Below are 11,131 nucleotides of genomic sequence, written 5' to 3'. Positions count from 1 at the left end.
AATCGTCTACGCCATTTCGGGGCGTCTTGATGCCTCGCGGATCGCCTTGTGCACGCCGCGCTGCAGATCCATGAAGGCCGGGGTCTCCATCACCTCTTCCCGGCGCGGCCGCTCGATGTCGACGTTGAAGGTCTGCATGATGCGTCCCGGCCCGATCCCCATGACGACGATGCGGTCCGACAGATAGACCGCCTCCTCCACATCATGGGTGACGAAGAGAACGGTCAGCCGGTGTTCCTCCCAGATCTGGGTCAGCAGTTCCTGCATCTGGTGCCGGGTCAAGGCATCGAGCGCGCCGAACGGTTCATCCATCAGCAGCATCTTCGGCCGATAGGACAGTGCGCGCGCAATGGCGACACGCTGCTTCATGCCGCCCGACAGTTCGGACGGATAGCGGTCGGCGCTTTGCGACAGCTTGACGAGGTCGAGATGCTCGAGCGCGATCTCGCGGCAGGCGGTGCGATCGTAGCCGGCGGCCTTGAGGGCGAACTCGATGTTCTGCCGCGCCGTCAGCCAGGGCAACAGCGTGTAGGACTGGAAGACGACGCCGCGGTCGAGACCCGGCTGCAGGATCGGCGCGCCATCGATGCTGAGATCGCCGGCGTCGAAGTCCTGCAGTCCGGCAACGATCGACAGCAATGTGCTCTTGCCGCAGCCCGACGTGCCGACGAGCGAGACGAACTCATTGTCGGCAAGATCGAGGTTGATGTCGCGCAGCACTTCCGTGCGCCGCTCGCCAGTGCCGAAGCTCTTGTCGAGACCGGCGATGCGCAATTTGGGAACAGTCATCGGCGGTTCCTCATTGCGAATGGCCATCCTGCCGGAACAGAACCTTCTCCAGCGCCTTCATGACCTGGTCGGTGATGAGACCGAGCACGCCGAGGAGCAGGATGTAGCCAATGATGGTGTTGGTCTGGAAATAGCGCTGCGACACGGTGATGCGATAGCCCAAGCCAGATGTCGCCGCGACAAGTTCGGCCAGCACCAGCCAGGTCCAAGCCCAGCCGAGGCTGATGCGAAGCGTATCCCAGATGCCCGGCAGGGCGCTGGGCACGACGATGCGCGTCAGGATCTTGCGGTCCGGCAGGCCGAGCGTGCGGCCAAGGCCGATGAAATCGGCGGGAACCCGTTTCACATTGTCCATGATCATCAGCACCTGCTGGAAGAAGGTGCCGATGAAGATGATCAGGAATTTCTGGGTATCTCCGGTACCGGCCCACAGGATGGAGAGCGGTACGAATGCGACGACCGGCATGTAGCGGATGAAATCCACCAGCGGCTCGATACCAGCCTCCCAGGAGCGGAAGCTGCCGATCAGCACGCCGATCGGGATGGACAATGCCGAGGCGATGAGGAAGCCGATGGAAATGCGATACGCCGAGGCCGTGAGGTCCAGCCACAGCGTGCCGTCGGCGGCGAGCTTGGCTATCTGGGTCGCAACGCTGCCGGGCGACGGCAGGAAGATGGGCTTCACCCATTCCAGCCCCGTCGCCGCCCACCAGCCAAGGCCAAGCCCGACAAAGACGGCCACCGCGATCATCAGGAAACGCGACCTGGCGATGGGCGCGCCGATCCCGGAGGATCGGCGGCGCCTGGCCTGTTTCGTGGCCGCCTTTGGCGCGGCCGGGCCGGTTTTCGCGGGGGGCTCCGCGGACATCTGCGCTACCACCGCGATCCGGCCTCTATCATTGCGCCGCCTTGACGAAGGACGGATCGATCATCTGTTCCGGCGTCACGTCGGCCTGCAGCAGCTTGGCGTTCTTGGCGGCCGCTTCGACGTCGGCGAATGTCTTGGTGGTGAAATCGCCGGTCAGCGCCGTCTTGTTTTCGGCGAGCGAATAGTAGCGCACGCCATCGAAAGCGGTGTTCAGGTCCTTGACGTCGGAACCGACCGCCTTGGCGATGATGGCGCGGCCGCCGGGTGTGTCTGCATGGTAATCCTTGAGTGCGGCGTCCCAGCTCTTGATCATGGCCAACACCTGGCCGGGCCGCGACTTGATGACCTCGTCGCGCACCACCAGCACGTCGCTGATCAGGCCGGGATCCTCGCCGGCGGAAAACAGCAGCTTGACGTCCTTGTTCTGCGCCATGGCGACGGTGAGGTAGGGCTCGTAGGTGACCGCCACCGGCACGCGGCCGGCGATCAACGCGCCGCCGGCGTCGGAGGCAGGCATCGGAACCGGCTGAACGTCGGCGATCGACATGCCATTCTTGGCGAGCGCGTATTTGAGCAGGATATCGCTGGTCGTGCCTTCCTCGAAAGCAACCTGCTTGCCCTTGAGGTCGGCGATGGAGGTGACGTCCTTGCCGGCGATGATGGCGTCGGCCGTCATCGAGACGTCGAGCAGCAGCACGATCTTCACCGGCAGGCCGGCGGCCACCATGCCCATCGCCGTGTGGGTCGCGATGTTGGCGGCGTCGAGCTGGCCGCTGGCCAAAGCGGCGTTGATGTCCTTGTCCTCGGCAAAATTGACGATCTGGACGTCCGACAGGTCGTTCGTCTTGAACAGGCCCTTGGCGTCGGCGACGTGCCATTGGCCGTAGCCGAGCCAGGGCTCGATGCCGATCTTGAACGGTCCTGCCTCGGGCGTCGCGGGAATGGCCGCGTCGGCCGCGTGGGCGACTGGCGCGGCGCCGAGCCCGATGGCGGCGGCCATCATGAGCGCGCGAAATTGTCCTGCTAGGTTACGCATCATCTCAAGTTCCCCTTGATGATCAGACCGCTTTTTTCCCAGGCATCCGGTCTGGTGAGACTGCGGGTTTCTGCTCTTGCGGCACTGTGCCTCGGCGTCTTGCCCACCACTTCGTGGTGAAGTGCAGGGATATTTCAGCGTCCGCGGGCGCGGATGTCAAGGCTAAAATACATACATGCATATACAAGTTGGTACGGCTCAATTCCCCCATGGATCAGGCGCCTCGGCTCGCGCTTTCAGGATCGATCAAGTCGAGGAAGTCGGTCACCCGATCGGCTCCGGCATCGGGCTCGCTGCCGACCATGACCGCGACTGAAAAGGCGATGAGGGAAGAGACCGGCGTGTGGCTGCGCGCGCCGGCGCGCAGGTTCATGACCAGGGTTGGCGACAGGAAAAGCCCTGAACGCAGGACCGCCCGCCAATCCGCCGGCAGCATGCCGCGCCGCTTGAGCTCGAGCAGCAACGGTCGCCACAAAGCAGTGGCCTTGACCTCCAGCAGGTCGCGGCGAACCGGGCTCAAATCCCAGTCCGTGTCGACATGGATGAGGTCTCCGTCCAGCCGCGCCTGAGCGCGAAAAGCGTCTGTCGCGATGGCTGGGTCGTAGAGCCAGAACGGATGGGCGAAGATGTTGTGGAAGGTTGCCTTCACCTCGGCCAGCAGCGTCGGGATATGCGAGCCGGCAAAGGCAGGATCGAAGAAGGACAGATCCGCCCTCCCCGCTTCTTCCGTGTACCAGACATTGGCATTGTGGGCGTCGCCATGCGCGACCACACCGCCGGCATCGGCCAGCCGGTCCGGCCGCAAGCGCGCCGCAGCAGCGTCGAAAAGCTCGCCGATGCTGCTGGTGTAGAGCTGGCCGTTGATGACGAATTTCAGCCGGCAGAACCGATCCCAGCCAAGTTCCATGCCAGGAAAGACAAACGGCTTGCCGACATAGAAATCCGCCAGCCGGCCGCCCGGCGACGACCGCGTATCGGCGTCGATCAGCCGCTCATGGAACAGCCGGTGGATCGGCTCAGCCGAGACCTCCGCGACAGTCACCGGATGCAGCGTCTCGAGATAGACCTCGAGCAGCCTGGCGGACAGGTCGCGCTCGGCGAGAACCGCCTCGCGCCGCTTGCCGGCATCGTCCTCGGCATCCAGCGCAAACAGTACATCCGAAAATCTCGGATCGGTGCGGCGGCGGTAGACAAGGATCTGCTCACCCGGCTGGGCGGACATGTGGACAGGCTGGTCGACCGGCAGGCCGGCACGCGACAGGATTTCCGCCCGGTAGTATTCGCCGGTCATGGCTTCCTCACGTTCCTCCTGGTGGAACTTGAAGAAGTAGGCCTGGCCCTCGCTGTCGAAGAAGCCGTTCAACGAATTGAGGCTGTATTTGTCGACATTGATGCGGACGTTGCTGGGGGTCATTGCGAACAGATCGCCCAGCAAGGCCGCCAGCGCGTGTTGCGCCTCGCCGACATCGTGTTGCGCGAGCGCGCGGATCCGCGCCGTGCGGCTGTGCATCATCGGCCGCCCCTTCCAGCCGATCCGTCCGCAAGGCGCGAAACAGCTCTTATCAGCACATGTACATACATCTGCGTCGAAGATTCCGTGATCAGCATTGGCTTTAGGCGTCAGTTGGTCTTGGAGGGGGAATAGCGGCTGCCTAGCGAATAGCGGCTGCCGGCATAAGTCAGCTTGCTGATGGTGGCGACGATCGCGCCCGTCCATGTGCGGCGGTGCAGAAACAGGCAGCAGCTGCCGACATCGATATTGAGATGCCGCGCCGTCTCGGCGTCGGCCGGGATCGCCGAGATGATGTGCTCGACCTCGGTCACCGGAGTTTTCTGCATGAGGTAGTCGTAGGTCGCCGTCTTCGAAAAGTCCTGCTTGTCGTAGTCGGGGATCAGGCTCGGATTGACGAAGCGCTCCTCCAGCTGCACCGGCAAATCGTTCTCGAAATTGACGACGACCGAGTGATAGATCGCGACGCGCTTTGGGAACTCGAAGGACAGTGCGAGTTCCTTCGTAGGCATGATGGTTTCCAGCACGAGAACTTCCGAGCGATGCCTGTTGCCGCGCTCGACAATCTCGGCCGCGATGTTGTTGATCTCGATCAGCGTCGATTGCGGACGGGGCGGCGCGATGAAGGTGCCGACACCTTGCAGCCGGATCAGGAAGCCCGCCGCGGTCAGTTCCCGCAAGGCCCGGTGGACTGTCATGCGCGAGACACCCAGCGAAACCACCAGCTCATTCTCGGACGGCAGCTTGCGATCCTTGCCCCACCGGCCTGTACCGATGTTTGTCAAGATGTAGTCCTTCACCTTCTCGTAAAGGGGGCTCGCCGTATCGGGCAAATCGATCATTTCAAAATCCTTTCCGGCAATTTATCGGAAATCAAGCCGGCTCGACAGGTTGCCGCATGCGGATGATTGTTTTCAAGCCGTCGCTTTGCCCCGCCAACAGCCGCTCATAAGTGGCCGCAATATCGTCGAGACCGATCTCGCGATCGATCAGGGAAAGCAGCGGTTTGCTCAACTCACCCAGCATCCGCACGGCGTCGGGCAACTCGTCGGCGAAGGCATGGCACCCCAGCAGCGCGATCTCGCGCTCGACCAGAAGGTTGGGGTCGATGTCGAGACGGCCATGGAAGATGCCGACCATCGCCACAGTGCTGCCGGAATCGAGAACGCCGAGCAACTGGTTGAAAGCGGCGATGCTGCCTGTCGCCTCGACGGCCGCCAGCAGCGGAGCATTGGCGGTCGCGGCGGCAATGGCATCGCGGTCAAGGTCGACGATTGTTGCGCCGGTCACCCGCGCCACGCGGGCGCAGCGGGCCTGGTTGCGGTCGGCGACAAGCACGGTGCCGGCAAAGCTTCGAGACAGCAGCAGCGCGGCGAGACCGCCGATCGGCCCGCAGCCGACGACAAGCACCGAGCCTGCCGTCTTTGGCAAACGCCGTACCGCGTGCAGCGCCACCGCGAGCGGCTCCGCCATCGCGGCGACCCGTTCGTCAAGTGCTGCATCGACAACATGCAGCAGTCGCGCGGGTAGAACAGCCTGTTCGGCGAAGCCGCCGTCGCAGACTTCGCCGACAAAGCCCAGCGAAGCGCAGAGATGGCGCCTGCCGGCACGGCATTGCGCGCATTCCCCGCACCAGAAGCGGGAATCGGCAATCACCCTGTCGCCGACGGCGACGGTGTCGACGCCCTCGCCGAGCGCGGTCACCGTGCCGGTCAGCTCATGGCCGGCGGTCGAAGGCGAGCGGCTTATCCATTGGCCGGTGCGGAAATTGTGCAGGTCCGAACCGCAGATGCCGGCGGCATCGACCCTGAGCTTCACCCAGCCGGCATCCGGCAAGCCGGGTTCGGCGATGTCCTCCACCCGCAGATCGCCCGGTCCATAAAGCCGTGCCGCCTTCATCGCGATCGTCTCCGTTCAGCCGGCGAGGTAGCGGTCGCGGATCTCCGAGACCGCGTTTTCGTGCGAGCTGAAGCCCTCGTAGCGGGCGAGCCTGCGGGCATGCTTCGCCAATTCCGGATAGGCGGCCGAGGTGACGTAGCCGACAGACGAGCGCTTGACGAAATCAGTCACCGAAAGCGGCCCGTAGGTGCGCGCCCAGCGGCTGGTCGGCAGCACGGCATTAGGCCCAAGGACGAAGTTGGCAAGGGTCACCGGCGTATGCGGGCCCATGAGGATCTCGGCCGCCTCGGTGATATGCCCGAGATGCGCGAACGGCTCGTTCGACAGGATTTCCAGATGTTCGGGCGCATAGTCGTTGATGAAGCGGTAGCTGTCTTCCAGCGACGCGGTCAGCACGACGCCGCCGCGCGTGCCCGTCAGCACGGCGCGCGAGAACTCCACGCGCTGTTCGGTCATCCGCGACCAGTGTTGCGGGAGTGCGGCGAGCGCTGCCTCGGCGACCTTGCGGCTGTGCGTCACCAGATAGGCCGAAGAATCCGGTCCGTGCTCGGCCTCGATCAGCAGATCGAGCGCGGCAAGGCCGCCGTCGACGCTGTCATCGGCAAAGATGATGGCTTCCGACGGGCCGGCCGGAAGCCCTGTGTTAATGACCGAGGACAGGATGCTCTTCGCCGCCACCACCCATGGGCTGCCGGGGCCGACGATCTTGAGCGCGGGCTTCACCGTCTCGGTGCCGTAGGCGACGGCGGCGACGGCATGGGCGCCGCCGCATTTGTAGACGGTGTGCACGCCGGCGAGGCGAGCCGCGACCAGGGTCGCCGCATCCACCGAACCATCCGATGTCGGTGGCGTCACGATGGCGATCTGCGGCACGCCGGCAATGACCGCCGGAACCGATGTCATCATCGTCACCGACGGAAAGGCGCCCTTGCCGCGCGGCACGTAGAGCGCGACGGAGGCGATCGGCGTATAGCGGTCGCCGGCATAGGCGCCCGGCCGGACTTCCTTGAGCCACATCGTTTCCGGCTTCTGCTCCTCATGGAAACGCCTGATGTTGTCGATGCCGAAGGCGATGCTCTCCACGACATCCTTTTCGACCTTGTCGAAGGCCGCGTCGAACTCGGCTTCCGACACCTGCAGTCCGCCTTCGGCGACATTGGCCTTGTCGAGCTCCCTGGCGAACCGGATGAGGGCGGCGTCGCCCTCGTCCTTGACGGCCTGGATGATCGGGCGGACTTTTTCGACGAAGACCGACAGATCGGCCTCGGCGCGCTTCAACAGGCTGGCCCGCTGGGTGGCGTCGAGCGATGACAGATCGTGGAAGCTGATGTCGGACATGGATATTCCTCTTTGTTGGAACGCAACGCGCCGGCCGGTTACGTTGCGCGAGACGTTGATTTCTAACTTTTAGCGCGCCGCCTCAAATCGATGCCAGGAACCCGCCATCCACCGGAATGGACTGGCCGGTTATGTAGGCCGCCGCATCCGAGGCAAGGAAGACGGCAACGCCGTGCAGGTCGCCGAGATCGCCGAAACGCTGCTGCGGGATCTTGGCGAGCATGGACTGCTGCCATGCCTCGTTGCTGTAGAACACATCGGTCATCGCCGTCCGGAAGTAACCCGGGGCGATGGCGTTGACCCGGATGCCCAGACCCGCCCACTCCGCCGCCAGCGCCCTGGTCATGCCGAGCAGGCCCGACTTCGACGAGCCGTAGGGCACCGCGGTGGGAATGCCGACTTCTGACGTCAGCGAGCAGAGATTGATGATGGCGCCGCCATGCCCGGCATCCCGCATCTGCAGTGCAGCCGCCTGGGCGCAGAAGAACGCCCCCTTGAGATTGGTGTCGACGATCCGGTCCCACAGCGCCTCGTCGACGTCGAGCGAGGGCCTGACCTCCTCCATTCCGGCATTGTTGACGAGGATGTCGAGACCGCCAAGCAGGCCCGCAGCCTCGGCGGTGGCGGTCCGGCAGCGGCCGACATCGGTGACGTCGAGAGCGACGGCATGCGCAACCCCGCCGGCCGCACGGATCGCCGCCGTGGTCCCGTCGAGGGACGCCAGGCTGCGCGCGGTGACCGCGACGTCGGCGCCGGCAGCGCTCAACGCCTCGGCGATGCTGCGGCCGATTCCGCGGCTGGCGCCGGTGACAAGCGCTTTCCTGCCGGCGAGATCGAACAGAGAAGCATTGCGCATGTGATCCTCCTTGCCGGTGTCGAGCTTCCGTTCCCATAGCGAGACTACCAGATCAAGTTACATATACAAGCATATACAAACAGTTTCGGCTACGCTACTCCTAACAAAATTCGCTGCGCTGGCGCGCCCGTCGGCGACCAGGCTCCCCTGGGGACGATGCAGCGAAACCCTGGTTTTTGAGAACCCGGTCGATGATAGGGGTCCGTCGGCCGACCGTAGAGGAGCCCGCTAATGTCGAAAGCATCAGACATGGTGCGATCCGAAGTCACGCGCTTGTCGCCTTACAATTCCGGGCTGACCGTCGCCGAGGTCATGCAACGATATGCTCCGGCCAGGATCGCCAAGCTGGGCTCGAATGAAAACCCGCTTGGCCCGAGTCCGACGCTTGCCACGATGATGCAGGCCGGCGCCGAGATGTTCCGGATCTATCCGGATCCGGCCGGGCGCGAACTGCGCCAGGCTATCGCCGCCAAATATGAGTTCGGTGAGGATCAGGTGATCCTCGGCAATGGCTCGGAGGACCTTCTCTCCGTCATCAGCCGTGCCGTGTTGCGGCCCGGCGAGGCCGTCGTCACGCTCTATCCATCGTTCCCGCTGCACGAGGACTACGCGACACTGATGGGCGCGAGCGTCAAACGAGCGACCGTCAACGACGACCTCACCATCAATGTCGATGCCCTGATCGAGGCGGTGCGCGAGCGGCCCCGCATGCTGCTGTTTTCCAACCCGATGAACCCGGTCGGCAGCTGGCTGTCTGCCGGCGAGCTGTCGAAGGTTCTGGATGCGGCCGGCGACGAGACGCTGATCGTCGTCGACGAAGCCTATGCCGAATATGCGGAAGGCGACGACTATGCCTCGTCGCTGCCTTACCTCTGCAAATGTGACCGGCCCTGGATCGTGTTGCGGACATTTTCCAAGGCGTTCGGGCTCGCCGGGTTGCGGATCGGCTTCGGTATCGTCGGCGACCCGGAATTGCGCGCCCTGCTCGACAGGGTGCGCACACCATTCAACGCCAATGGCATGGCTCAGGCCGCCGCGCTGGCGGTGCTGGCGGACGAGAAACACCTTGCAAGGGTCGTCGCGCTGGCCAAGGCGGAAAGAACGCGGGTCGAGAGCTTCCTCAGGAACATGGGCCTCGACGTCGCCCCTTCCCGCGGCAATTTCCTGTTCTTCAACTGCCGGCAAAATGCCGCCGCCTTCGCCGAGGGCCTGCTGCGCGAAGGCGTCATTGTCAAACCGTGGAAGCAGCAAGATTTCGACAGTTATGTGCGTGTCAGCATCGGCTCGCCAGCGGAGAACGACCACTTCATGGCGGCGCTGTCGCGGCTGTTGTGATTTCCGGAAGGCCATGCTGAATTGTCTGGCGCGCACCGGGCACGATATTTGGACGGTCTGCCGTTCCCCATATGGAGTTTTTCGCAGGTGGCGCATCCCCTTTCGCCCAACGGCTTCCGTCCAGCCTCTCGGGCCTGTGTTCCTCCCCGGTCGCCTTGACGATGCCCAGCATGCTAGAGAGCAACGCACCGAAGAGCCTCTACCGCGAAACGGCCGGCGGCACCGCCGACTACCCCGCCCTTGCCGGCGTGCAGCGGGCAAGGGTCGCCATTGTCGGCGGCGGCTTCACCGGCCTTTCCACCGCCATGCATCTGGCGGAAGCCGGCGACGACGTTGCCGTGCTGGAAGCGCACCAGCCGGGCTGGGGCGCTTCGGGCAGGAATGGCGGCCAGGTCAATCCCGGCCTCAAATACGATCCCGACACGATCGAGGCGATGTTCGGCCCTGAGCTTGGGCCGCGGATGATCGATTTCTCCTACGGTGCGCCGGATTTCACCTTCGGCCTCATCAAGCGCCTGTCGATCGCCTGCGAGGCCCGGCAGAACGGGACCATCCGCGCGGCGATCCGGCCGAAGCCGGAAGCCGCGGTGCGGACCACGGCCGCGCAATGCGAGCGGCGGGGCATGCCGGTCAGCATGCTGGATGCACAGGCGATGGCGACACGAACCGGAACCGACAGATACATAGCCGGCATGTTCGACGCGCGCGGCGGCGACCTCCATCCCCTGAAATACACGATCGGCCTGGCAGCCGCCGCGCGGAACGCCGGCGCGCGGATTTTCGGTGGCAGCGAAGTGCTTTCGCTGAAGAGGGAGGCTGGACGATGGGTCCTCAAAACCGCCAACGGCTCGGTCAGCGCACAGAAGGTGCTTGTAGCAACCAACGGCTATACCGGAGCCCTGTGGCCGGGCCTGGAGCAGTCGCTTGTTCCGGTGTTCAGCGCGATCGCGGCGACCGAACCGCTTGCGCCGGCAGCAGCGGCCGCAATTCTCCCTGAAAGGCCGGTCGTCTACGAAGCCGGCAATATCACCGTATACTACCGCATCGACGCGCAGAACCGCCTTCTCATGGGCGGCCGGGGACCGATGAAGCCGATCGGCGATCCCTCCGCCATCCGCTACCTCGCCGACTATGCGCTGCGGCTGTGGCCGGCGCTTGCCGGAACGCGCTGGACACATGGCTGGAACGGCCGGGTGGCGATCACCAAGGACCATCTTGTGCACATTCACGAGCCGCAGGACGGCGTGCTGATCTGCGTTGGCTACAACGGCCGTGGCGTCGCCATGGCCTCGGCGATGGGCGCTGCCCTGGCGCAGCGGCTGCGCGGCAGCGACACGTCGCCGTTTCCCATGCCGACATCGACGCTCAAGCCAATCCGGTTCCACCGCCTCTGGCCGCTCGGGGTGAAGGCCGCGATCCTGTCCGGGCGGCTGAAGGACCGGTTCGGCCTCTGACACGAAGCGTTCGACCGACCTGACAATGCGCGCATCGCGCACGAAG

Annotated in this window: 10 protein-coding genes; 2 read left to right on the top strand and 8 right to left on the bottom strand. The window is 64.4% G+C overall.

The annotated features are described in order from the left end of the window. Positions 1-6 precede the first annotated feature (6 nt). From FJV80_RS00155 to FJV80_RS00120, 8 genes are all read right to left on the bottom strand, one after another. The gene (locus tag FJV80_RS00155) at positions 7-789 is read right to left on the bottom strand and encodes an ABC transporter ATP-binding protein (RefSeq protein ID WP_027045736.1); all 783 of its coding nucleotides are present in this window, start codon (positions 787-789) and stop codon (positions 7-9) included. Between the two features lie 10 nt (positions 790-799). Continuing rightward, positions 800-1,540 (bottom strand): ABC transporter permease, encoded by a 741-nt coding sequence (locus FJV80_RS00150; RefSeq protein ID WP_348629076.1) that lies wholly within the window; start codon positions 1,538-1,540, stop codon positions 800-802. A 145-nt stretch (positions 1,541-1,685) separates the two neighbouring features. Further along, positions 1,686-2,693, bottom strand: a complete 1,008-nt coding sequence (locus FJV80_RS00145) for an ABC transporter substrate-binding protein (protein ID WP_142875507.1) — start codon at positions 2,691-2,693, stop codon at positions 1,686-1,688. Between the two features lie 214 nt (positions 2,694-2,907). Continuing rightward, positions 2,908-4,206, bottom strand: a complete 1,299-nt coding sequence (locus FJV80_RS00140) for a hypothetical protein (protein WP_142875229.1) — start codon at positions 4,204-4,206, stop codon at positions 2,908-2,910. Between the two features lie 107 nt (positions 4,207-4,313). Further along, on the bottom strand, positions 4,314-5,045 hold the full coding sequence (gene hutC / locus FJV80_RS00135) for a histidine utilization repressor (protein ID WP_019856675.1): 732 nt from the start codon (positions 5,043-5,045) through the stop codon (positions 4,314-4,316). 31 nt (positions 5,046-5,076) lie between these two features. Further along, positions 5,077-6,102: an alcohol dehydrogenase catalytic domain-containing protein gene (locus tag FJV80_RS00130; RefSeq protein WP_142875228.1), complete on the bottom strand. Its 1,026-nt coding sequence runs from the start codon at positions 6,100-6,102 to the stop codon at positions 5,077-5,079. A gap of 15 nt (positions 6,103-6,117) precedes the next feature. Beyond that, positions 6,118-7,440: a histidinol dehydrogenase gene (hisD, locus tag FJV80_RS00125; protein ID WP_095771294.1), complete on the bottom strand. Its 1,323-nt coding sequence runs from the start codon at positions 7,438-7,440 to the stop codon at positions 6,118-6,120. A gap of 82 nt (positions 7,441-7,522) precedes the next feature. Beyond that, complete coding sequence (locus FJV80_RS00120) at positions 7,523-8,296, bottom strand: glucose 1-dehydrogenase (protein WP_095771295.1); 774 nt, start codon at positions 8,294-8,296, stop codon at positions 7,523-7,525. A gap of 231 nt (positions 8,297-8,527) precedes the next feature. On the opposite strand from FJV80_RS00120, the gene FJV80_RS00115 reads away from it, so the two are divergent. Together FJV80_RS00115 and FJV80_RS00110 are read left to right on the top strand one after the other, a co-directional pair. Continuing rightward, positions 8,528-9,631 carry a histidinol-phosphate transaminase gene (locus tag FJV80_RS00115; RefSeq protein WP_142875227.1) on the top strand — a complete coding sequence of 368 codons (1,104 nt, stop codon included), beginning with the start codon at positions 8,528-8,530 and terminating at the stop codon, positions 9,629-9,631. Positions 9,632-9,801: 170 nt separating this feature from the next. Next, positions 9,802-11,085 (top strand): FAD-binding oxidoreductase, encoded by a 1,284-nt coding sequence (locus FJV80_RS00110; protein WP_142875226.1) that lies wholly within the window; start codon positions 9,802-9,804, stop codon positions 11,083-11,085. Positions 11,086-11,131 lie beyond the last annotated feature (46 nt).

The organism is Mesorhizobium sp. WSM4310 (assembly GCF_007003935.1).
Taxonomy (GTDB): Bacteria; Pseudomonadota; Alphaproteobacteria; order Rhizobiales; family Rhizobiaceae; genus Mesorhizobium.
Note: the sequence above shows the minus strand (reverse complement) of the source record. Positions and strands in the feature narration are given on the sequence as shown.

What these genes read in the sequence shown, in the direction of transcription:
- FJV80_RS00110 (WP_142875226.1), top strand. Translation starts at nt 9,802, where the DNA reads ATGCTAGAGAGCAACGCACCGAAGAGCCTCTACCGCGAAACGGCCGGC.
- FJV80_RS00150 (WP_348629076.1), bottom strand. Translation starts at nt 1,540, where the DNA reads ATGATCGCGGTGGCCGTCTTTGTCGGGCTTGGCCTTGGCTGGTGGGCG.
- FJV80_RS00155 (WP_027045736.1), bottom strand. Translation starts at nt 789, where the DNA reads ATGACTGTTCCCAAATTGCGCATCGCCGGTCTCGACAAGAGCTTCGGC.
- FJV80_RS00145 (WP_142875507.1), bottom strand. Translation starts at nt 2,693, where the DNA reads ATGCGTAACCTAGCAGGACAATTTCGCGCGCTCATGATGGCCGCCGCC.
- FJV80_RS00130 (WP_142875228.1), bottom strand. Translation starts at nt 6,102, where the DNA reads ATGAAGGCGGCACGGCTTTATGGACCGGGCGATCTGCGGGTGGAGGAC.
- FJV80_RS00120 (WP_095771295.1), bottom strand. Translation starts at nt 8,296, where the DNA reads ATGCGCAATGCTTCTCTGTTCGATCTCGCCGGCAGGAAAGCGCTTGTC.
- hutC (WP_019856675.1), bottom strand. Translation starts at nt 5,045, where the DNA reads ATGATCGATTTGCCCGATACGGCGAGCCCCCTTTACGAGAAGGTGAAG.
- FJV80_RS00140 (WP_142875229.1), bottom strand. Translation starts at nt 4,206, where the DNA reads ATGATGCACAGCCGCACGGCGCGGATCCGCGCGCTCGCGCAACACGAT.
- hisD (WP_095771294.1), bottom strand. Translation starts at nt 7,440, where the DNA reads ATGTCCGACATCAGCTTCCACGATCTGTCATCGCTCGACGCCACCCAG.
- FJV80_RS00115 (WP_142875227.1), top strand. Translation starts at nt 8,528, where the DNA reads ATGTCGAAAGCATCAGACATGGTGCGATCCGAAGTCACGCGCTTGTCG.